At 58.6% G+C, this 21,109-nt stretch carries 18 protein-coding genes; 9 read left to right on the top strand and 9 right to left on the bottom strand.

Annotation, left to right across the window (positions count from 1 at the left end):
* Nucleotides 1-38 precede the first annotated feature (38 nt).
* From FY156_08965 to FY156_08940, 6 genes are all read left to right on the top strand, one after another.
* Nucleotides 39-1,112, top strand: coding sequence for a BMP family ABC transporter substrate-binding protein (locus tag FY156_08965; GenBank protein ID UXS01592.1), 1,074 nt, complete (start codon nucleotides 39-41; stop codon nucleotides 1,110-1,112).
* A gap of 226 nt (nucleotides 1,113-1,338) precedes the next feature.
* A complete protein-coding gene (locus tag FY156_08960; protein UXS03095.1) occupies nucleotides 1,339-2,076 on the top strand; it encodes a FadR family transcriptional regulator in 738 nt (245 codons plus the stop codon).
* Nucleotides 2,077-2,300: 224 nt separating this feature from the next.
* Nucleotides 2,301-3,662, top strand: a complete 1,362-nt coding sequence (gene glmU / locus FY156_08955; protein UXS01591.1) for a bifunctional UDP-N-acetylglucosamine diphosphorylase/glucosamine-1-phosphate N-acetyltransferase GlmU — start codon at nucleotides 2,301-2,303, stop codon at nucleotides 3,660-3,662.
* 103 nt (nucleotides 3,663-3,765) lie between these two features.
* A complete protein-coding gene (glmS, locus tag FY156_08950) occupies nucleotides 3,766-5,592 on the top strand; it encodes a glutamine--fructose-6-phosphate transaminase (isomerizing) (GenBank protein ID UXS01590.1) in 1,827 nt (608 codons plus the stop codon).
* The gene (locus FY156_08945; GenBank protein UXS01589.1) at nucleotides 5,589-6,092 is read left to right on the top strand and encodes an N-acetyltransferase; all 504 of its coding nucleotides are present in this window, start codon (nucleotides 5,589-5,591) and stop codon (nucleotides 6,090-6,092) included. The genes glmS and FY156_08945 overlap by 4 nt, the downstream gene beginning before the upstream one ends.
* A 14-nt stretch (nucleotides 6,093-6,106) precedes the next feature.
* The gene (locus FY156_08940) at nucleotides 6,107-6,775 is read left to right on the top strand and encodes a DUF502 domain-containing protein (protein ID UXS01588.1); all 669 of its coding nucleotides are present in this window, start codon (nucleotides 6,107-6,109) and stop codon (nucleotides 6,773-6,775) included.
* 46 nt (nucleotides 6,776-6,821) lie between these two features.
* Here FY156_08940 and FY156_08935 read toward each other — a convergent pair whose 3' ends face one another.
* Entirely contained in the window at nucleotides 6,822-7,100 is a 279-nt protein-coding gene (locus FY156_08935) for a hypothetical protein (GenBank protein UXS01587.1), read from the bottom strand.
* A 14-nt stretch (nucleotides 7,101-7,114) separates the two neighbouring features.
* Entirely contained in the window at nucleotides 7,115-9,220 is a 2,106-nt protein-coding gene (recG, locus tag FY156_08930; protein UXS01586.1) for an ATP-dependent DNA helicase RecG, read from the bottom strand.
* A 188-nt stretch (nucleotides 9,221-9,408) separates the two neighbouring features.
* Between recG and FY156_08925 the strand changes: the two genes are divergently transcribed.
* Both FY156_08925 and mfd read left to right on the top strand, forming a co-directional pair.
* Nucleotides 9,409-9,720 carry a succinate dehydrogenase assembly factor 2 gene (locus FY156_08925; protein UXS01585.1) on the top strand — a complete coding sequence of 104 codons (312 nt, stop codon included), beginning with the start codon at nucleotides 9,409-9,411 and terminating at the stop codon, nucleotides 9,718-9,720.
* A 3-nt stretch (nucleotides 9,721-9,723) separates the two neighbouring features.
* On the top strand, nucleotides 9,724-13,221 hold the full coding sequence (mfd, locus tag FY156_08920; protein UXS01584.1) for a transcription-repair coupling factor: 3,498 nt from the start codon (nucleotides 9,724-9,726) through the stop codon (nucleotides 13,219-13,221).
* A 6-nt stretch (nucleotides 13,222-13,227) separates the two neighbouring features.
* Here mfd and FY156_08915 read toward each other — a convergent pair whose 3' ends face one another.
* Genes FY156_08915 through FY156_08905 form a run of 3 tightly spaced genes read right to left on the bottom strand, consistent with a single transcriptional unit; the run spans nucleotide 13,228 to nucleotide 16,755 of the window.
* The gene (locus FY156_08915; protein UXS01583.1) at nucleotides 13,228-14,175 is read right to left on the bottom strand and encodes a DMT family transporter; all 948 of its coding nucleotides are present in this window, start codon (nucleotides 14,173-14,175) and stop codon (nucleotides 13,228-13,230) included.
* Nucleotides 14,176-14,226: 51 nt separating this feature from the next.
* On the bottom strand, nucleotides 14,227-14,895 hold the full coding sequence (locus FY156_08910; protein ID UXS01582.1) for a DsbA family protein: 669 nt from the start codon (nucleotides 14,893-14,895) through the stop codon (nucleotides 14,227-14,229).
* Between the two features lie 33 nt (nucleotides 14,896-14,928).
* Nucleotides 14,929-16,755: an ABC transporter substrate-binding protein gene (locus tag FY156_08905; protein UXS01581.1), complete on the bottom strand. Its 1,827-nt coding sequence runs from the start codon at nucleotides 16,753-16,755 to the stop codon at nucleotides 14,929-14,931.
* A gap of 275 nt (nucleotides 16,756-17,030) precedes the next feature.
* Here FY156_08905 and FY156_08900 point away from each other — a divergent pair, with 275 nt between their 5' ends.
* Complete coding sequence (locus tag FY156_08900) at nucleotides 17,031-17,678, top strand: invasion associated locus B family protein (GenBank protein ID UXS01580.1); 648 nt, start codon at nucleotides 17,031-17,033, stop codon at nucleotides 17,676-17,678.
* A gap of 100 nt (nucleotides 17,679-17,778) precedes the next feature.
* On the opposite strand, the gene hspQ is transcribed toward FY156_08900, so the two are convergent.
* The 4 genes from hspQ to FY156_08880 all read right to left on the bottom strand — a co-directional run bounded on the left by hspQ (nucleotide 17,779) and on the right by FY156_08880 (nucleotide 21,034).
* Nucleotides 17,779-18,108, bottom strand: coding sequence for a heat shock protein HspQ (gene hspQ / locus FY156_08895; protein UXS01579.1), 330 nt, complete (start codon nucleotides 18,106-18,108; stop codon nucleotides 17,779-17,781).
* An 84-nt stretch (nucleotides 18,109-18,192) separates the two neighbouring features.
* Nucleotides 18,193-19,125, bottom strand: a complete 933-nt coding sequence (locus tag FY156_08890; GenBank protein ID UXS03094.1) for a DMT family transporter — start codon at nucleotides 19,123-19,125, stop codon at nucleotides 18,193-18,195.
* Between the two features lie 88 nt (nucleotides 19,126-19,213).
* Nucleotides 19,214-20,623 carry a type I glutamate--ammonia ligase gene (glnA, locus tag FY156_08885; GenBank protein ID UXS01578.1) on the bottom strand — a complete coding sequence of 470 codons (1,410 nt, stop codon included), beginning with the start codon at nucleotides 20,621-20,623 and terminating at the stop codon, nucleotides 19,214-19,216.
* A gap of 72 nt (nucleotides 20,624-20,695) precedes the next feature.
* Nucleotides 20,696-21,034 carry a P-II family nitrogen regulator gene (locus FY156_08880; protein ID UXS01577.1) on the bottom strand — a complete coding sequence of 113 codons (339 nt, stop codon included), beginning with the start codon at nucleotides 21,032-21,034 and terminating at the stop codon, nucleotides 20,696-20,698.
* Nucleotides 21,035-21,109 lie beyond the last annotated feature (75 nt).

The following is a 21,109-nucleotide window of genomic DNA, read 5'->3' as shown; positions in this document are numbered from 1 at the left end:
CTCATCATTTCAAGGCTTCAAACCAGACAGGGGTAAAAATGAAAAAACTGATCATCGCACTCGCTGCTTCCGCAGCGGCACTCGGCAGCGTGGTTCCCGCTGCGCAGGCCGCCGACGCGAAGAAGATCTGCTTCATCTACGTCGGTTCCAAGACCGATGGCGGCTGGACGCAGGCGCACGATATCGGCCGTCAGGAACTCCAGGCACATTTCGGTGACAAGATCGAAACGCCATTCCTGGAAAGCGTTCCGGAAGGTCCGGACGCCGAACGCGCTATCGAGCGCATGGCCCGCTCCGGCTGCGAACTGGTCTTCACCACCTCGTTCGGTTTCATGGACGCGACGGTCAAGGTTGCGCAGAAGTTCCCGAAGGTGAAGTTCGAGCATGCAACCGGCTTCAAGGCTGCTGAAAACGTTGCGACCTACAACTCGCGTTTCTATGAAGGCCGTTACATTCAGGGCCAGATCGCCGCGAAGATGTCGCAGAAGGGTCTTGCAGGTTACATCGCCTCGTTCCCGATCCCGGAAGTGGTGATGGGCATCGACGCGTTCCTGCTCGGCGCACGTTCGGTCAATCCTGACTTCAAGGTCAAGGTCGTCTGGGCCAACACCTGGTTCGACCCCGGCAAGGAAGCCGATGCTGCCAAGGCGCTGATCGACCAGGGCGTCGACATTCTGACGCAGCACACGGACACGACTGCACCGATGCAGGTTGCAGCAGAGCGTGGCATCAAGGCGTTCGGTCAGGCATCCGACATGATCAAGGCTGGTCCGAACACGCAGTTGACGGCGATCGTCGACACCTGGGGCGCTTATTACATCAAGCGTACGCAGGCGCTTCTCGACGGCAACTGGAAGTCCGAACAGGTCTGGGATGGCCTCAAGGATGGCATCCTGACCATGGCGCCTTACACCAACATGCCTGATGACGTGAAGAAAATGGCCGAGGAAACCGAAGCCAAGATCAAGTCGGGCGAACTTCACCCATTCACCGGTCCTGTGAAGAAGCAGGATGGTTCCGAGTGGCTGAAGGCTGGCGAAAAGGCTGAGGACGGCGTTCTGCTCGGCCTCAACTTCTACGTCGAAGGCGTCGACGACAAGCTGCCGCAGTAATTCGGCCCAGCAATCTGCAGCCGAAGCCGCGCGTGGAATGCATGCGCGGCTTTGTCATTTTGACTATGTCTACTAATAAACGTATTTGAGCGCTGCCTTTATCCCGGCGGTTTGTTTCTGACGATCCATCCGCCTTTGCAGCGCCCTGGTTTTTCATCCCAGGGTTTTACGATATAAAGCGGCCACACGCCGTTTCTTTGAAAGGACATCACTCTTGCAGCGTGGAATGCTTGATGCGGCGATCGGTCTTCGCAAATTGCGCACCAATCATGCAAAGGTCGTGCACAAGCTCGGTCTCGATATCGTTTCCGGCGCGTTCAAGATCGGCGAAATCCTGCCCGGTGATGCCGAGCTCATGGAGCGGCTCAAGGTCTCGAGAACCGTGCTGCGTGAAGCGATGAAGACGCTGACGGCAAAAGGCATGATCTCGCCGAAGGCGCGTATCGGTACCCGCGTTACCGAACGCGAGAGCTGGAACATGTTCGACAGCGACGTTTTGCTCTGGCATTTCGAATCGGGTGTCAGCGAGGATTTTCTCCTCCATCTCTACGACATCCGGCTGGCTTTCGAACCGTATGGTGCGGGGCTTGCCGCTCAGCGTGCCACGGATGCCGACATCGCGCGGCTGATCGGCCTTGCCAATGAAATGGGCAATACCGCCTATTCCAAGGAAAAGCGGGCCCTTGCCGACATGAATTTTCACGTGCTCATCACCGAAATGTCGGGCAACCCGTTCATGCGAACAGTCGGAACGCTGATCAAGGCGGCATTGGCAGGCATTTTCCGGATGAGCAATCCGGATACGGACCCCCATGAAATTTCCGATGTTTCCGCCTCTCACCTTAGGCTGGTTGAAGCATTTCGCATGCGTGATGCTGCCGCAGCGCGCAAGGAAATGGAAAGGCTCATTGAAAACGGGCGTCGCCAGATTCTGGAGTTTACTGCCGGCAAGGTTCGTCGCTAGGGCATTTTCCGCCCGTAGCGAACACCGCTTCGATCACGTTTCATGAAAACAAGCCGGGAAAATTGGTCCGGATTTGCATGGTTTCTTAAGTACGGCGTCGTTATAGCAATGCTGCAATGAAATCACGTCCCGCCTTGTCCGATCTGCGGAAGGTGCGGGCGAAATCGAATGTTATGCCGATGTGCCGGTCAGATCAGGCCGGGATGCGGCGCACTGGAGGTCTTATGGAGCGCAGCTCTCTTGCCGTTATTCTTGCCGCTGGCGAAAGCACGCGCATGAAATCATCGATGTCCAAGGTGCTTCATCCTGTTGCCGGACGGTCGATGATCGCGCATGTGGTTGAAGCGGTTGCGGGTGCCGGTGTCGGAACGGTGGCGCTTGTTGTCGGTCGTGATGCGGAGAACGTTGCCAAGGCGGCCAGCCTGCCTGGCGTCTCGGTGGAAAGCTTTCTCCAGAAAGAGCGCAAGGGAACGGGCAATGCGGTTCTGGCGGCGCGCGACGCGATCGCGCGCGGGTTCGACGATGTCATCGTCGCTTATGGCGATGTGCCGCTGATTACCTCTGCGACGCTGAACAGGGCGCGCGAGGCATTGAACACAGGCGTCGATGTCGTCGTCATCGGTTTTCATACGGATCGCCCGACGGGTTACGGCCGCCTGCTGGTGGAGAACGGCGAACTCGTTGCTATTCGCGAGGAAAAGGACGCCACCGAGGAAGAGCGCAAGGTTACCTGGTGCAACAGCGGCTTGATGGCAATCAACGGCCGCAACGCGCTGGACCTTCTGGAGCTGATCGGCAACGACAACGTCAAGGGCGAGTATTATCTGACGGATCTGGTGGAAATCGCCCGCTCGCTCGGTCGCCGTACCGTGGCGATCGATGCGCCGGAAAGCGAGCTGACCGGCTGCAACAACCGCGCCGAACTCGCGGCCATCGAAAAGCTCTGGCAGGAACGCCGACGTTACGAATTGATGGTTGATGGTGTTTCTATGGTTGCGCCGGAAACGGTCTTCCTTTCGTGGGACACTAAGATCGGCCAGGACGTGTTGATCGAGCCGAATGTTGTGATCGGTACAGGCGTCACAATCGAACCCGGTGCCGTCATTCATGCGTTTTCGCATCTCGAAGGTGCCTATGTCAGCGCGGGTGCCGCCGTTGGCCCCTATGCCCGCCTGCGGCCCGGCGCCAACCTGCATGCCAATTCGAAGGTCGGCAATTTCTGTGAAGTGAAGAAGGCCGAGATCGGTGAGGGCGCCAAGGTCAATCACCTGACCTATATCGGCGACGCGTTCGTTGGTGCAGGCAGCAATATCGGTGCGGGCACCATCACCTGCAATTACGATGGTTACAACAAGTTTGAAACGCGGATCGGTGCCAACAGCTTTGTCGGCTCGAATTCGTCACTGGTTGCGCCCGTCACCATCGGTGACGGTGCCTATATCGCATCTGGCAGCGTCATCACCGATGATGTGCCCTCCGATGCCCTGGCATTTGGCCGGGCGCGGCAGGAGGTCAAGTCGGGCAGGGCAGTCGTGGTCCGTGAACGGGCAAAGGCGCTCAAGGAAGCAAACAAGAAGGCCAAGTGACCTTCGTTACGTTACGTCACCCAAAGTGACCGGCGGAAGAATTGCCGATTTCTAAGAAACGGTTAGTAGTTTCGGCGAAAGTGATCGTCGTCTGGAGAAATATATGTGCGGAATTGTCGGAATTGTCGGAACCCAGCCTGTTGCTGAACGGCTTGTCGATGCGCTGAAGCGCCTTGAATATCGCGGTTACGATTCGGCAGGCGTCGCCACCATCGAAAACGGTGCGATGGATCGCCGCCGTGCGGAAGGCAAGCTGTTCAACCTCGAGAAGAAGCTCTCCGAAGAGCCGCTTCCCGGTCTCGTTGGCATTGCCCATACCCGTTGGGCAACCCACGGCGTGCCAAACGAAACCAATGCCCATCCGCATTTTGTGGATGGCGTTGCCGTCGTTCACAACGGCATCATCGAGAATTTCGCGGAATTGCGCGAGGAGCTGACGGCGGAAGGTGCGACCTTTACCACCCAGACCGACACGGAAGTGGTGGCACAACTTCTGGCCAAATATACTCGCGAGGGCATTGGCCATCGCGAGGCGATGCTGAAGATGCTGAACCGCGTCACCGGTGCTTATGCGCTGGTGGTGATGTTCCAGGACGATCCCGGTACGCTGCTCTCGGCGCGCTCCGGTCCGCCACTTGCCGTTGGTTACGGTCGTGGTGAAATGTTCCTGGGCTCGGACGCCATCGCGCTGTCGCCCTTCACCAACGAGATCACCTACCTGGTGGATGGCGATTGCGCCATCATTACCCGTCAGGGCGCCGAAATCATCGATTTCTCCGGCAATCCTGTGAAGCGTGAGCGGCAGATTTCGCAGGCCACCGCATTCGTGGTCGACAAGGGCAACCACCGCCACTTCATGGAAAAGGAAATCTACGAGCAGCCGGAAGTCATTTCGCATGCGCTCTCCCACTACGTGGATTTCGCCTCCAGAAAGGTGAAGGACGCCGACAAGGCAATCGATTTCTCCAAGCTGTCTGGCCTTGCCATCTCCGCCTGCGGAACGGCCTATCTTTCCGGCCTCATCGGTAAATACTGGTTCGAGCGTTATGCGCGCCTGCCGGTCGAAATCGATGTCGCGTCGGAGTTCCGTTATCGCGAAATGCCGCTGTCGCCATCACAGGCGGCACTCTTCATCTCGCAGTCCGGTGAAACGGCCGATACACTCGCGTCGCTGCGTTACTGCAAGGATGAGGGCCTCAAGATCGGCGCGGTCGTCAACGTGCGTGAATCGACCATTGCGCGCGAGTCGGATGCGGTGTTCCCGATTCTGGCCGGGCCTGAGATCGGTGTGGCCTCCACCAAGGCATTCACCTGCCAGCTCGCGGTTCTTGCGTCGCTGGCGATTGCTGCCGGCAAGGCACGCGGAACGCTGACGGCTGAGCAGGAAAGCGAACTGGTGCGCCATCTCATCGAGATGCCGCGCATCATGAGCCAGGTGCTTAACATCATCCAGCCACAGATCGAGGGCCTGTCGCGCGATCTGTCGCGCTTCAAGGACGTGCTCTATCTTGGCCGTGGCACCAGCTTCCCGCTGGCGCTGGAAGGTGCATTGAAGCTCAAGGAAATCTCCTACATCCACGCCGAAGGTTATGCCGCGGGTGAGTTGAAGCATGGACCGATCGCACTGATCGACGAGAATATGCCGGTGATCGTGATTGCACCGCATGACCGGTTCTTCGAAAAGACCGTTTCGAACATGCAGGAGGTTGCCGCACGCGGCGGCCGCATCATCTTCATTACGGACGAGAAGGGCGCTGCCGCCTCCAAGCTGCCGACGATGGCGACGATCACGCTGCCGACCGTCGACGAGCTGATCGCGCCAATGGTGTTCTCGCTGCCGATCCAGCTTCTCGCCTATCACACCGCTGTCTTCATGGGCACGGATGTTGACCAGCCGCGTAACCTCGCAAAGTCGGTCACCGTGGAATGATCGTTCGCCCGGAACGCTCTGGAGACGAAGCTGATATTTCTCGCGTTACGGAAGCTGCTTTCCGTAACATGGCCTTTAGCGATCAGACGGAACATCTGATCGTTGGGCGGCTAAGGCAGGCGGGAGCGCTGGTGGTTTCACTGGTGGCTGAACATGGCGACGAGATTATCGGCCATGTCGGATTTTCGCCGGTCACCCTGTCGAGCGGTGAGGCGGGCTGGTTTGCTCTTGGCCCACTATCCGTCCTCCCCGAAAATCAGGGGCAGGGCGTCGGTGCGGCGCTTGTTCGTTCTGGCCTGTCGGCGTTGGATGGGATGGGGGCGTCGGGCTGTGTACTTGCGGGAAATCCGGCCTATTACGGACGCTTCGGTTTCGCCAATGTGGCCGGTCTCAAGAGTGACGGCATTCCCGACGAATATTTGATGGCGCTGACCTTGCACGGTGGAACTCCATCCGGCATTGTCGGTTTTCACCAGGGCTTCTACGGCGATGCCGTATAATTACCGATTGGTACATGACCGAAAATCCACTTAAAGTTTCCTTCGCGGCCCGCCTGCGCAACAGCTTCCTCACGGGTGTGCTGATCCTCGCGCCTGTCACATTGACCATGTGGTTGGTGTGGAGTTTCCTGCAATGGGCCGATAGCTGGGTCAAACCCTATATTCCGGCGCGTTATGATCCGGAGCAGTATTTCGATGTTGCGATCCCCGGTTTCGGGCTGCTGATCGCGGTGATTGCCATCACAATGATCGGCTTTCTGGGCAACAACCTGATCGGAAAGTGGATTGTCGGTCTCGGTGAGTCCGTTCTCAACCGAATGCCGCTGGTGCGGCCGATCTACAAGAGCATCAAGCAGATCTTCGAATCGGTGCTGCGCGAGCACTCGAATTCCTTCAAGAAAGTCGGTTTGATCGAGTTTCCGTCATCCGGGACATGGGCGCTGGTGTTCGTGGCGTCTGAGGCCAAGGGAGAGCTCGCTCACCGTTTCAACGAACTCGGTGAAGAAATGGTCGCGGTCTTCCTGCCGCCGACCCCGGTTCCGACGGCGGGCTTTTTGCTGTTCGTACCGAAAAAGAAGATCGTCATGCTCGACATGACGCCGGAAGACGCGGCAAAGCTGTTGATCTCCGGCGGTCTCGTCGCCCCCGACTTCACCCCGCCCAAGACTATCGCGCCGGTGTGAGGTGTCTCTCATATGACTGGCGTGGCTTTTCGCGCCGATCAATTAATCAATCGTCGTCGTCATCATCCAGGTCGTCCAGATCCGTGGTCACGGTGGTCGAGTGAAATACCGGGACGAACAGGCGCATGTAAACGAGCTTGACGCTCCAGCCGTCTTCCAGCGCTTTCATCCATGCTTTCTTGCGACCGGGTTTCTTGAAAACCTTGCCGATGGCTTTCTTTTCGGATTTCGCAAATGTGTCCGGCTGGAGAAGATTGTCCGGAGAGCATAGCGCATAGCCCTTCTGGAAAGCGGGCGGCGGGCGTGAGACGTCGTGCATGTTCATATCGTGTGTTCTCTTTATCCGGCGTGCAGGAAGCGGATCGCTTCATCGCGACGGTGCAGGTAGAGCAGGGTACGCAGGCTTTCACCGCGTTTGCCGGTCAATTCGGGGTCGCGCTCTATCACATAGGCGGCGTCCTTGCGGGCAATTTCCAGGAGATCGGCATGCGCCTCAAGGCTGGCAATGCGGAAGCCGGGCGTGCCGGATTGTCGGGTGCCGAGAAGCTCCCCTTCGCCGCGCAGCTTCAGATCCTCTTCGGCGATCAGGAAGCCGTCCTCGCTATCGCGCAGGATCGACAGACGCGCCCGACCGTTTTCGCTGAGCGGCCCCTTGTAGAGCAGAATACAGGTGGAGGCCTCGTCGCCACGCCCGACACGGCCGCGCAACTGGTGAAGCTGGGCAAGGCCGAAACGCTCGGCGTGTTCGATGACCATGATTGTCGCATCTGGCACATCGACGCCCACTTCCACCACGGTGGTTGCCACCAGCAGACGCGTCTCGCCGCTCTTGAAGGCCAGCATGGCGGCATCCTTGTCCGGACCGCTCATGCGCCCATGGATGAGGCCGATATCAGCGCCCAGTGCCTTGCTCAGAACCGCGTGACGCTCTTCCGCCGACATCAGGTCGGATTCCTCGGATTCTTCCACCAGTGGGCAAATCCAGTAGGCCTTCTTGCCGTCGGAAAGTGCCTTTCTCAGACGATCAACGATATCGCCGATGCGTTCGGTTGGAATGGTCACGGTCTGGATCGGTTTGCGACCGGCCGGTTTTTCGGTGAGCTTGGAAACATCCATGTCGCCGAAGGCGGCCAGAACCAGCGTTCGCGGAATGGGGGTCGCGGTCATCACCAGCATATGCGGGGTAATGCCTTTGGCGGTGAGACGCAGGCGCTGGTGCACACCGAAGCGATGCTGTTCGTCCACCACTGCTAGAACCAGATTTTTATAGGCGACGCTATCCTGGAACAGCGCGTGCGTGCCAATGATGATCTGTGATTCACCGGAGGCAACGCGCTCCTCGATTTCGCGGCGCTCCTTGCCTTTGGTGCGCCCGGTCAGAACCTCGCAGGTGAGGCCGGCTGCGGCCGCATATTTCGAGATTGTTGCAAAATGCTGGCGTGCCAGGATTTCGGTCGGCGCCATCAACACGGCCTGTCCACCTGCCTCGACCGCCGTTGCCATGGCCATCAGGGCAACAAGCGTCTTACCCGCGCCGACATCACCCTGCAGCAGCCGCAGCATGCGGTCTTCGCCTGCCATGTCGGTCAGGATTTCCTTGACGGCGACATTCTGGCTCGGTGTCAGCGAGAAAGGAAGTTGCGAGAGAATTTTTGCGACAACATCGCCCTTGGCGCGGATCGGTTGCCCTGCCACCTTGCGCAACCGTTGTCTTACCAACGCCAGTGAAAGCTGTCCGGCCAGAAACTCGTCATAGGCCAGCCGTCGTCTGGCGGGCGCACGCGGATCGATATCAGTGCCGTCGCGTGGATCGTGCAGTTCGCGGAAGCTTTCCGCAACACCGGCAAAACCCTGTTTGGCGATCAGCGTCTCGTCGATCCATTCGGGGAAGGCGGGCAGTTTGGAGAGGCCACCATCGACAGCGCGTTTCAGAACCTTTGATGAGAGCCCTGCGGTCATCGGGTAGACGGCTTCGACCAGTGGCAGGTTTTCCGCCTCGGACAGTTTCACCATGAAATCGGGGTGCACCATCGAGGCGCGGCCGTTGAACCAGTCGACCTTGCCGCTGACGAGCACCTCTTCATCGACAGGCAGGGCTTTCGACAGCCAGTCGCCCTTGGCACGGAAAAAGGTCAGCGCCAGCTCGCCGGTGTCGTCATGCAGGAATACGCGGTAGGGAGCCGATCGGTTACCGGGCGGTGCCGGCTGGTGGCGATCAACGCGTCCCTGGATGGTGACAATGGCGCCCGGCTGTGCCAGCGCAATGCCCGGACGGTTACGCCGGTCGATGACGTTTGACGGAGCGTGAAACAACAGGTCGATGACGCGTGTGTCTTCCGCGTTCTCGCGGCCAAGAAGTTTGGCCAGAAGATCGGCAAGCTTCGGCCCCACACCGGCAAGGGTGGAGACGCTGGCGAAAAGGGGATCGAGTATGGCCGGACGCATGGCCTGCAAAATCGGGGAAGGGCGCGCGCATTGCAAGACCGTAGCGGCGACAAAGGCCGTTTATCACCCGCAGTTTTTGTACACGGCGACGTAATTTCAGTAAAAACCGGTTCCCAACCGTTCCCGACATGTTCTATAGGAGGTCGCAATCAACATCTTGTTGAATAGCCAACCGAAAGGTGAATGCGATGACTGGACTGGTGCGGACGAGTGCGGACCTCGAACCGAGGCGCAGGCGGATACTTTATCGCTGTTGGCACCGGGGCATTCGCGAGATGGATCTGGTGCTTGGCCAGTTCGCGGAAGACCACATTGCCGATCTGTCTGAAGAGCAGCTCGATGAGCTTGAAATCATCATGGCGGAAGAGGATAACGACCTGGTCAAGATGGTGACGGGCGCTCTGCCGGTGCCGGAGAAATTCCAGACGCCGCTGTTCGAGAAGATTGCGTCCTACCGTCCGGACTTCGACATCGTCACAGCCGAAAAAGCGAAAGCCTGAAACATGATTGCCGGATTCGATGTCAAGCTGGTCGCGTCGGCCGATACGCCGCTGACCATCGGAAACGTGCCTTCGGGTATGGAAGCGCTGCTGCTTGCAGACATGGCGCGGACGGGAACCTCCGTAGCCTACGTCATGTCGGACGGGCAACGTGTGGCCGATCTGGAGCAGATCCTCGGTTTTGTCGCGCCCGATATTCCGGTCCTGACGCTGCCGGCATGGGACTGCTTGCCCTATGACCGCGTGTCGCCCAGCGCCGATACCTCGGCGCGGCGGCTGGCAGCGTTGTCCGGTCTCATCAACCACGCGAAAAAGCCGCATCCGGCGATCGTGCTCGTCACCGTCAATGCCATGCTGCAGAAGATGGCGCCCCGCGACATCATCGAAAGCCTCGGCTTCTCGGCAAAGCCCGGCAATCAGATTCGTATGGAAGAGATTGCCGCACGGCTTGAGCGCAACGGTTTCGACCGGGTGGCGACGGTGCGCGAGGTCGGCGAATTTGCCGTGCGCGGCGGTATTCTCGATGTGTTCGTGCCGGGTACGGAAGAACCCGTGCGCCTCGATTTCTTCGGCGATACGCTGGAAAGCATCCGTACCTTCGATCCCGCCAGCCAGCGTACCATCGGTCAGGCCCGCTCTCTCGATCTCAATCCGATGAGCGAGGTAACGCTGACGCCGGATACGATCAGTCGGTTCCGCAAGAATTATCTGTCGCTGTTTGGTGCGGCGACCCGCGACGACGCGCTCTATCAGGCTGTGTCCGAAGGCCGCCGTTATGCCGGCATGGAACATTGGCTGCCGCTGTTTTATGAAACGCTGGAAACGGCCTTCGATTATCTCAAGGGTTTCCGCATCGTCACCGATCATACGGCGCGCGAAGCGGCCAAGGAACGCTCCAAGCTCGTTCTCGATTATTACGAAGCGCGCCGCAATTCCGGTGAAACGAAGGGTGCTACGCAGGGCGCACCTTACAAGCCCGTTTCGCCCGGTCAGCTTTACCTCGATGGCAAGAACTTCGATGCGGCTCTCGCCGAGGTCAATGCCGTTCGCCTGACGCCGTTCAACGAACACGACACGCAGGGCCGGCCGGTCGCCACGCTCGATGCGCATGTCGGGCCGCGGTGGGCACGTCCGCCGACCGAGACAGGCGATGAAGAGCGGATCAATGTCTTCGATCTCGCCGTCAAGCACATTGCCGAACGGCGAGCCAAAGGCTGGAAAGTCCTGATCACCGGCTGGTCGGAGGGTTCGCTCGACCGTCTGCTTCAGGTGCTGAACGAGCACGGGCTTGAGAAGATCAAGCCGGTGGCATCGCTGAAAGAGATCGAAAAGCTCGGTAAGGGGGAGGCGGCGTCCGCCGTACTCAGCCTTGAAGCCGGTTTCGAAACAGGCACTCTCGCCGTCATCGGTGAGCAGGATATTCTTGGCGACCGCATGGTGCGCCGGTCCAAGCGCCGCAAGCGCGGTGCCGACTTCATCTCCGAAGTCGCAGGTCTCGATGAGGGATCGCTCGTCGTCCATGCCGAGCACGGTATCGGCCGCTTTGTCGGACTGCGCACCATCGAAGCAGCGGGTGCACCACGCGCCTGCCTGGAACTGCATTATGCCGATGAGGCCAAGCTGTTCCTGCCGGTCGAAAACATCGATCTTCTGTCGCGTTATGGTTCGGATGCAGCCGAAGCGCAGCTCGACAAGCTCGGCGGTGGCGCATGGCAGATGCGCAAGGCCAAGCTCAAGAAGAAGCTTCTGGATATGGCGGGCGATCTTATTCGCATCGCTGCTGCGCGCATGGTGCGTCATGCACCGGCGCTGACGGCGCCGGACGGGCTCTACGATGAGTTTGCGGCCCGGTTCCCCTATGACGAGACGGAAGACCAGCTCAACGCCATCGACGCCATTCGCGAAGATCTGGGCGCCGGACGCCCGATGGACCGCCTGATTTGCGGCGACGTCGGTTTCGGCAAGACGGAAGTGGCGCTGCGCGCCGCCTTCCTTGCCGCCATGAACGGCGTGCAGGTGGCGGTGGTCGTGCCGACCACTCTTCTGGCGCGCCAGCACTTCCGCACCTTCTCGGAACGTTTCCGTGGTTTGCCGATCCGTGTGCAGCAGGCATCGCGGCTTGTCGGCTCCAAGGAACTGACGCTGACCAAAAAGGAAGTTGCAGAGGGCAAGACCGATATCGTCGTCGGTACGCATGCGCTTCTCGGCGCGGGCATCAGCTTCGCCAATCTCGGCCTGCTCATCATCGATGAAGAGCAGCATTTCGGCGTGAAGCACAAGGAACGGCTGAAGGAACTGAAAAGCGACGTGCATGTGCTGACGCTTTCGGCCACGCCCATTCCGCGTACGCTGCAGCTTGCCATGACTGGTGTGCGCGAACTCTCGCTCATCACTACGCCGCCGGTCGACCGTATGGCGGTGCGTACCTTCATTTCACCGTTCGATCCGCTGGTGATCCGCGAAACCCTGATGCGCGAGCATTATCGTGGTGGCCAGAGCTTCTACGTCTGCCCGCGTCTTGCCGATCTCGCCGATATCCACGCCTTCCTGCAATCGGATGTGCCGGAGCTGAAGGTGGCCGTGGCGCACGGACAGATGGCGGCTGGTGAACTCGAAGACATCATGAATGCCTTCTATGACGGCAAATATGATGTGCTTCTGTCGACCACCATCGTCGAATCCGGTCTTGATGTGCCGACCGCGAACACGCTGATCGTGCACCGTGCCGACATGTTCGGCCTGGCGCAGCTTTACCAGCTTCGCGGTCGCGTCGGTCGTTCGAAGGTGCGCGCTTTCGCGCTGTTCACGTTGCCTGTCAACAAGGTTCTGACCACGATGGCGGAACGCCGCCTGAAGGTTCTGCAATCGCTCGATACGCTGGGCGCCGGTTTCCAGCTCGCCAGCCACGACCTCGATATTCGCGGTGCGGGCAACCTGCTTGGCGAGGAGCAGTCCGGCCACATCAAGGAAGTCGGTTTCGAGCTTTATCAGCAGATGCTGGAAGAAGCTGTTGCGGAAGTGAAGGGCGATGAAGAGGTGCAGGACACCGGCTGGTCGCCGCAGATCTCCGTCGGCACCTCGGTGATGATCCCGGAAGATTACGTACCGGATCTGCATCTGCGTATGGGTCTCTATCGCCGCCTCGGCGAACTGGCCGATATTTCGGAGATCGATGGTTTCGGCGCGGAAATGATCGACCGCTTCGGCCCGTTGCCGAAGGAAGTCCAGCATCTTCTGAAGATCGTCTACATCAAGTCGCTGTGCCGCATCGCCAATGTCGAGAAGCTGGATGCCGGCCCGAAGGGCGTTGTCGTGCAGTTCCGCAACAAGGAATTCCCGAACCCGGCGGCTCTGGTCGGTTATATCGGCAAGCAGGGTTCCATGGCGAAGATCAGGCCGGACCACAGCCTGTTCCTGACCCGCGATCTGCCGACGCCGGAAAAGCGTCTTACGGGTGCAGCCATGGTCATGACCCAGCTTGCGGAATTGGCAAAGAGCTGAGGTTTCTCAGCTCGCCTTGCTGTCGTCGCCGTCTTGCGGTGTCATTGCCACCGCGACGTTCTGGTCGGTGGCGGCAATGGATGTGGGCAGGGGAACCTTGCGCTGCTTTTCGCGAACCAGCGTCAGGAGACCGGAACCGACGATGAGAACGATGCCGACCAGCATCCAGCCATCGACGTGGTCACCGAAAATCAGGTAACCGAAAAAGATCGCCCAGAGCATCTGGCTATATTGTGTTGGGCCAATCATCGCGGCCGGCGCGTATTGTGCTGCATACATGATCAGCACGTTGGCGAGCGCGCCAAGCAGGCCGTAACCGGCGAGAAGCAGCCATTGATGACCGGTTGGCGGGGCGAATGTCGGCACCATGGCGATGCCGCAGATGACGAGACAGCCCAGAACGCCTGCGCCATAAAGCGAAATGTTCTTTTCCGACGGTCCCATGGCACGGAAAATCACGATGGTCAGCGCGCCGCCGAAACCGCCGAGAATGGCGCCGAGATGGCCGATCGACAGCTCACGAAAACCGGGGCGCAGGATGATCAGAACACCGGCAAAACCGATGAGGACCGCAGACCAGCGCTTGATGCCGACCTGCTCCTTCAGGAATACCACCGACATGATGGTAACGAAGGAGGGAAGCAGGAAGATCAACGCGAAGGCCTCGGCCATCGACAGATGGGTAAAGGCGGTGACGCTGCCGACCGCGCCGATACCCGAGGCAAAAAAGCGGATCAGCCAGAGCGGACGATTGGTCGTCCTGACGATGTCAACCCAGCGGTCGTTGCGTTTGCGAATGAAGGGCAGGGCAAACAGACCGAAAAAGGCGCCAAAAAACGCGGACTGGATCGGCGAAAGCTGCCCTTCGATGAGTTTTACGCTGGCATCACTCCAGGCATATGCGGCGAAAGCAGCAAAGGCGAGCAGGATGCCCTTCAGGGACTGGTCTGACATGGGAAAACACCAACAGCATATCGTTCAGGATAGAACTGCCGGCGTTTGCCGTCAGTTCATCGCTCTATGCTCTTCAGCCTTCATTTTTGCAATATCCCGCAGTGCAGCAATCAGGACATCGGGCGTTTGCGCGCCGCTTATCGCGTATTTCTGATCGAGAATGAAAAACGGCACGCCGGAAACGCCCATCTGCTGGGCGGCATCGATTTCTGCCAGTACGGTGTCCTTGTCGGCATCCGATGCCAGCAGTCGCGAAACTACGGCACGGTCCATGCCCGCCTTTTCAGCAACGTCGGTCAAAACCGTATGGTCGCCGATATTGCGGCCTTCTTCGAAATTCGCCTTGAACAGGCCGTTGACGACCTTTTCCTGGATGTCGCGACCTTCGGCGTGCGCCCAGAGTGAAAGGCGGTGCGCATCGAGCGTGTTCGGGCCGATCTTGATGGCATCGAAATCGTAGTGAATGCCGATTTCCTTGCCGAGCTGCGTCAGCGTGGTATGCGCCTGCTCGAGACGCTCCTTGCCGAGCTTTTCCTCGAGAGCGGCTTTCTGGTCGACGCCTTCCGGCGGATAATCCGGGTTGAGGCGGTAGGGACGCCAGTTCACGTCCACACTGACTTCATCCTGCACTTCGGCGATGGCAAGATCGAGTCGTGCCTTGCCGAGGTAACACCAGGGGCAGACCATATCCGATACGACGTCGATAACGATGCGTTCCATGGTTTTTCTCCGAATTTCCGACCGGCGGCGCGGCTATTGTGCGCGCGCATCCCACCAGGTCTGTTTCTGATTGCCGAACACCGGTGTCATGTCCGGTCGTTCGATATACTTCCAGCGTGCCACCCACTGCGCTCCGATGTAATAGAGCGGGATGACGAAGTGTTCGGCGACGAGCAGGCGGTCATAAGCGCGGACAGCCGCCTGAAAATCTTCTGTCGAGCGGGCCTGTAACAGGGCATCGATCATCCGGTCTATATCGGGATCAGCCGCACCCGCATAGTTGAAGCTGCCCTGGGCGTCTCTCGACAGAGAACTCCAGCGGTTCAACTGCTCTGCACCCGGCGACAGGGACGAGGGGTAAGAACGGATAATCATGTCGTAGTCGAAACTGTTCGACCGCGCCTGATATTGGCCATCGTCAACCGAGCGGATCGCCATGTCGACCCCGATCAGCTTCAGTGATCGCTGATAGGCAAGTGCGATGCGCTCCTGTGCCGGATTCTGGGTCATCACCTCGAACGTCAGCGGGCGTCCGTCCGCATTGGTCATCCGGCCGTTCTTGATGGTGTAGCCCGCTTCTTTCAGCGTATCCACCGCCATCTTGAGAACCTTGCGGTCGACGCCGGAACCATCGGTTTCCGGTAAGGCGTAGGTGCCGGCCAGCAACTCTGGCGACAGTCGTTTTGCCGCGTCGCCAAGCAGGGTGAGTTCCCGCTCATCGGCCGCATTACCGTAAGCGCCAAGCGGCGAATTCTGCCAGTAGCTCTGGGTGCGCTTGAAGGCACCGCCCAGAATGTTCCTGTTCAGCCATTCGAAATCGAGCACATAGGACAGACCTTCGCGCACCTTTTCATCGGCGAAGACGGAGCGGCGCGTGTTGAAGATGAAACCGAACATGCCGGACGGCAACTTCGGCTGGAAGACGTCCTTGGCGATGTCGCCACGATGCACGGCGGGAAAGTTATAGGCCTGACCCCAGTGCGAGGTGTCGGAGGTGCCGTTGATTGCATCGCCTTCCGGGTAGATGTCGATGTCGCCCTTCTTGAAGGCTTCGAACATTGTCGGCACCTGCAGGAAATACATCACGCTGATTTCATCATAATTGTCGAAACCGACCTTGGCCGGAATGTCCTTGCCCCAGTAATCCGGGTTCCGCTCCCAGACGATTCGTTCGCCTGGTCGCAATGTCTTGATTCGATAAGGGCCGGAGCCGATGACTGGACCAAGGCCTGCCTGTTCGAATTTTTCCGGATCGATCGCGTGTTTCGGCAGGATCGGGGTGGAAGAGGCAAGAATCAGCGGCGTTTCGCGGTTCGCCTTGTCGTTGAAGGTGAAACGAACGCTGTGATCGCCGATCTTTTCCATTTTTTCGACGCCATTCAGCCGGCTGTCGAAGGGTGGGCGGCCTTTTTCCTTCAGAAGATTGAAGGTGAAGATCACGTCGTCAGGCGTCACCGGCTGCCCGTCAGACCATTTTGCCTTGGGATTGAGGTTGAACTGGATGAAGGTGCGCTCCTCATCCCATTCGGCGGTTTCCGCCAGCAGGCCATAGAGCGAGAACGGCTCGTCATTCGAACGCTGCATCAGGGGTTCGTAAAGCAGATTTCCGAATTCAGGGTCCCATACGCCGCGTGCGGTCGTGCGCATTCCTTTGAGTACAAAGGGATTGAGCGCGTCGAAGGTGCCGACGACGCCATAGGAGACGCGTCCACCCTTCTTCACGTCCGGGTTGACGTAGGAGAAGTGTTTATAGTCCGGCGAAAGGGCGGGAGTACCGTGCATGGAAATCCCGTGAAGCGGCTGCGCAAAGGCGACGCTCGAAAAAAACAATGCGGGAATAAGGGCCGCAAGGTTGCGCATTTCACTATCCTGTCTCAACTGCCGGTCTGATTCTGGCCGGACTGTAACACAAGCCCGCCGGGAAGGCAGGCAAGGGCCCGAAATCTTGCCTCCGCTCAAGAAAAAGTTAAAGAAACGCTGGATATCGCGCCGAACGGCATGTAACAGGGTGGCCGGAAGAGACGGGTCACGCATTTGCCTCATTTAAACGACAGTTGAACGGGCAGAAGGATACCGCCATCGACAAGCAGGACCTTGCGTTCTGTTCCGGCAGACATTCAGGAGACGGAACTCTTATGATGCAAAAGGCAAACATTTTCACCCGGACGGCTCTGTCCGCTCTCGTTCTTTCTCTGGGCGCGGTTGCTGCTCCGGCTGTTTCGCAGGCGCAGGAAGCTGCCGCACCGGCTGGCGCTCCGCCGCTCGGCTGGTTCAAGACCTGCTCCAAGCAGGAAGACAACGACGTCTGCGTCGTGCAGAACGTGGTTCTTGCCCAGAACGGCCAGATGATCACCGCTGTCGGCCTCATCACTGTCGAAGGCAAGGTCAACCGCAAGCTGCTTCAGGTTTCCGTACCGACCGCGCGTCTCATTCCTCCGGGCGTGCAGATGCAGATCGATGGCGGCAAGGGCCAGAAGCTTGATTACGCTGTCTGCCTTCCCGACAAGTGCACCGCCGAAATCCCGCTCACAGATGCAATGATCGCTTCGCTGAAGAAGGGTAGCGAGGTTGTCTTTACCTCGATCAACTTCCGCCGTGCGCCGAACCCGATCAAGATTGCCCTCACTGGCTTCACCGGTGCCTATGACGGCGCGCCGATCACCCAGTCGCAGCTCGCTGAAAGCCAGCGTACCCTGCAGGAAGGCATGCAGAAGAAGGCTGAAGAGGCTCGCAAGAAGCTCGAAGCCGCTCAGGACGCTGCCAAGGCTGCTCCGAAGCCCTGATTTCTCGCTTATGGCGAAAGAAAAAACCGGTCTGGAAACAGACCGGTTTTTTTATGCCCTGGTGCGATGAGGTGCGCGATGACCGCTTGTCGTCAGGCGCTTAATGCGCAGTCGACATCTTCGGTCGCCATTCACCGTTTGGCGCCTTGTCGAAGAGGCGTCCGATGTTCGGGTTTCTCAACGGTGTCTCGTTGTCATCATGAACAAGGTTCTGTTCAGAGACATAGGCGACATATTCCGTTTCCTCGTTCTCAGCTAGAAGATGATAAAACGGCTGGTCGCGATCCGGTCTTATTTCCGCAGGGATGGCGTTCCACCATTCCTCGGTGTTGGCATATTCCGGGTCGACATCGACAATCACACCTCGGAACGGAAACACCTTATGGCGAACGATCTCACCAAGCGTGAATTTTGCGTCTCGTTGTTTCATGGCATGACCTTCCTTTCCCTACATGATGTGGGGGCGCGTAAGGAAATATCAAGTGCTTGAGGTGCCGGGCCGGCGGATCGCGGCCTATCGGCGCCCGATTGGCGCCGTGGAAAGGACGACACCGCCAGTGACCAGCACGATGCCGATGGCATGGTAGGTTTCAAAGGTCTCGCCGAGGAACATGGTTGCCATGACGATCGAGATCGGCGGCATCATGTAGAGCGTGATGCCTGCCGTTGCAGGGCCGAAAACCCGCACCGTATGGGTGAAACAATAAAATGCCAGCAGCGACGCGAAGAGGATGATGCCGCCGATTTTGGCCCAGGCGGTGAGGGTGGTTGGCAGCATGCCGCCGTGCGCGACCTCGATTGCCGCAGGCGGCAAGAGAACCAGCGCGCCGGAAAAGGCGATCAGGCCAAAAAGGCTGAGGGAAGCCATGCTGCGGGCTGCGGGCTCCCGCAACAGCATGGAGTAGATCGCAAACGAAATCGCCCCGGTCAGGATGGCGAAATCGCCGATGTTGAAATTCAGATGCCACAGCGCATTGACGTCGCCTTTGAGAACGATCACGCCGACGCCGACAAAGGCGATCATCATGCCGATCATTTCCAGCGGCTTGATCTTCCGTCCCTGAAAGATCCGCTGGAAGAGGATGATGAACAACGACGAAGTCGTGTAGATCAGCGTACCGTTTGAGGCGGTTGTTTCCGTCAGCCCCCAATAGACCACGCCGCCGCAGATACCCATGCCGAGAATGCCGAGGCAGAGCCACAGCACGGTCTTCTTCGTGATGAACTGAACGCAGTTGCGCCAGTCGGCAATCATGAAGGGTGCAATGATCAGGCTGGAGCCGATCCAGCGAATGAAAGCCGTCGTGAACGGCGAGACTTCTCCGATGACGCCGCGCCCGAAAATGACGTTGCTTGAAAAGAAGATCGGAACGGCCAGAAAGATCAACCAGTCGGTCGTGCGGGCAGCGGGCTGGGAGGCGGGGGATGTGGACATGGTTTTTATCAGCAGGCTTTGTTTCAAATGAAAACGGCGGCTTTCCTGGGAAAGCCGCCGAAACCGGTCCGGGCGCCTTGATACGGCGTCCGAAGAGTAATCAGGCCGAGTAGTACATGTCGAATTCGACAGGATGCGGCGTCATTTCGAAGCGCATGACTTCCTGCATCTTCAGCTCGATGAAGCTGTCGATCTGGTCGTCATCGAACACGCCACCGGCGGTCAGGAACTTGCGATCCTTGTCCAGGCTTTCAAGTGCTTCGCGCAGCGAACCGCAGACGGTCGGGATCTTCTTCAGTTCCTTGGCCGGCAGGTCGTAGAGATCCTTGTCCATCGGCTTGCCGGGGTGGATCTTGTTCTTGATGCCGTCGAGGCCAGCCATGAGCATCGCCGCAAAACCGAGGTAGGGGTTCTGGGTCGGGTCAGGGAAGCGAACTTCGACGCGCTTTGCCTTCGGGTTGGAGCCGAACGGAATACGGCACGATGCGGAACGGTTGCGCGCGGAGTAGGCGAGCAGAACCGGCGCTTCGTAACCCGGCACCAGACGCTTGTAGGAGTTGGTGGTCGGGTTGGTGAAGGCGTTGATTGCCTTGGCATGCTTGATGATGCCGCCGATGTAGTAAAGGCAATTTTCCGACAGGCCAGCATATTCGTCGCCTGCGAAGGTTGGCTTGCCACCCTTCCAGATCGACTGGTGAACGTGCATGCCCGAGCCGTTGTCGCCGAAAATCGGCTTCGGCATGAAGGTTGCCGTCTTGCCGTAGGCGTTGGCGACCTGGTGCACAACGTACTTGTAGATCTGCATCTTGTCGGCGCTGGAAACCAACGTGTCGAACTTCACACCCAGTTCGTGCTGGGCGGAGGCCACTTCGTGGTGATGCTTTTCAACAACGACGCCCATTTCGGCCAGAACCGTCAGCATTTCAGAACGCATGTCCTGAAGGCTGTCGACCGGCGGTACGGGGAAGTAGCCGCCCTTGACGCGCGGACGGTGGCCGAGGTTGCCGGTCTCGTAGTCGGTGTCGTCGTTGGACGGCAGTTCGGAAGAATCGAGCTTGAAGCCGGTGTTGTAAGGGTCAGCCTTGTACTTCACGTCGTCGAAGACGAAGAATTCAGGCTCGGGGCCGACATAGACGGTATCGCCGATACCGGAAGCCTTGAGGTAGGCTTCTGCCTTCTTGGCAGTGCCGCGCGGGTCGCGGTTATAGGCTTCGCCGGAGATCGGGTCGAGGATATCGCAAAGGATAACGAGGGTGGACTGCGCGAAGAACGGGTCGATGTGGACAGTTGCCGGATCGGGCATCAGCACCATGTCGGACTCGTTGATGGCCTTCCAGCCTGCGATCGAGGAGCCGTCGAACATGACGCCGTCAGCGAACATGTCTTCGTCGACGCACGAAATATCCATCGTGACGTGCTGCAGCTTGCCCTTGGGATCGGTAAAGCGCAGGTCTACGAACTTGATGTCGTTGTCCTTGATCTGCTTCAGGATATCGTTTGCGGTCGTCATATAGGATTTCCTTGAGTGTGATGATGACGAGGTGAAAAACCTGAGCCTCCCCGGCTCAGGATTTGGTTTTGATTATATGGCGTCCACGCCTGTTTCACCGGTTCGAATTCTGATGACTTCTTCCACATTGGAAACGAAAATCTTTCCGTCGCCGATGCGCCCGGTCTGAGCCGCGTTGCGGATTGCCTCGATAACGGCTTCCGCATTTTCATCCGCCAATACAACTTCGACTTTCACTTTCGGCAAAAAGTCCACAACGTACTCTGCACCGCGGTAGAGTTCAGTGTGGCCCTTCTGACGACCAAAGCCTTTTGCTTCCGTGACCGTGATTCCCTGCAGTCCGACTTCCTGAAGGGCTTCCTTCACTTCATCGAGCTTGAAAGGCTTAATGATCGCTTCGATCTTTTTCATGAGAAAATATCTCTCCGCTTCTCCCGTTAAAGCAGGTTATTCCCGCTCTGCGACAAGAATGCACGTATTGTGCCA

This window comes from Agrobacterium tumefaciens, from assembly GCA_025559845.1.
Lineage (GTDB): Bacteria > Pseudomonadota > Alphaproteobacteria > Rhizobiales > Rhizobiaceae > Agrobacterium.
The sequence above is the reverse complement of the archived record's forward strand: the minus strand, read 5'-3'. Positions and strand labels throughout refer to the sequence as shown.

Excerpts from the sequence above, each read along its gene's own strand:
- FY156_08965 (UXS01592.1), top strand. The coding sequence starts at position 39 with ATGAAAAAACTGATCATCGCACTCGCTGCTTCCGCAGCGGCACTCGGC.
- FY156_08960 (UXS03095.1), top strand. The coding sequence starts at position 1,339 with ATGCTTGATGCGGCGATCGGTCTTCGCAAATTGCGCACCAATCATGCA.
- glmU (UXS01591.1), top strand. The coding sequence starts at position 2,301 with ATGGAGCGCAGCTCTCTTGCCGTTATTCTTGCCGCTGGCGAAAGCACG.
- glmS (UXS01590.1), top strand. The coding sequence starts at position 3,766 with ATGTGCGGAATTGTCGGAATTGTCGGAACCCAGCCTGTTGCTGAACGG.
- FY156_08945 (UXS01589.1), top strand. The coding sequence starts at position 5,589 with ATGATCGTTCGCCCGGAACGCTCTGGAGACGAAGCTGATATTTCTCGC.
- FY156_08940 (UXS01588.1), top strand. The coding sequence starts at position 6,107 with ATGACCGAAAATCCACTTAAAGTTTCCTTCGCGGCCCGCCTGCGCAAC.
- FY156_08935 (UXS01587.1), bottom strand. The coding sequence starts at position 7,100 with ATGAACATGCACGACGTCTCACGCCCGCCGCCCGCTTTCCAGAAGGGC.
- recG (UXS01586.1), bottom strand. The coding sequence starts at position 9,220 with ATGCGTCCGGCCATACTCGATCCCCTTTTCGCCAGCGTCTCCACCCTT.
- FY156_08925 (UXS01585.1), top strand. The coding sequence starts at position 9,409 with ATGACTGGACTGGTGCGGACGAGTGCGGACCTCGAACCGAGGCGCAGG.
- mfd (UXS01584.1), top strand. The coding sequence starts at position 9,724 with ATGATTGCCGGATTCGATGTCAAGCTGGTCGCGTCGGCCGATACGCCG.
- FY156_08915 (UXS01583.1), bottom strand. The coding sequence starts at position 14,175 with ATGTCAGACCAGTCCCTGAAGGGCATCCTGCTCGCCTTTGCTGCTTTC.
- FY156_08910 (UXS01582.1), bottom strand. The coding sequence starts at position 14,895 with ATGGAACGCATCGTTATCGACGTCGTATCGGATATGGTCTGCCCCTGG.
- FY156_08905 (UXS01581.1), bottom strand. The coding sequence starts at position 16,755 with ATGCGCAACCTTGCGGCCCTTATTCCCGCATTGTTTTTTTCGAGCGTC.
- FY156_08900 (UXS01580.1), top strand. The coding sequence starts at position 17,031 with ATGATGCAAAAGGCAAACATTTTCACCCGGACGGCTCTGTCCGCTCTC.
- hspQ (UXS01579.1), bottom strand. The coding sequence starts at position 18,108 with ATGAAACAACGAGACGCAAAATTCACGCTTGGTGAGATCGTTCGCCAT.
- glnA (UXS01578.1), bottom strand. The coding sequence starts at position 20,623 with ATGACGACCGCAAACGATATCCTGAAGCAGATCAAGGACAACGACATC.
- FY156_08880 (UXS01577.1), bottom strand. The coding sequence starts at position 21,034 with ATGAAAAAGATCGAAGCGATCATTAAGCCTTTCAAGCTCGATGAAGTG.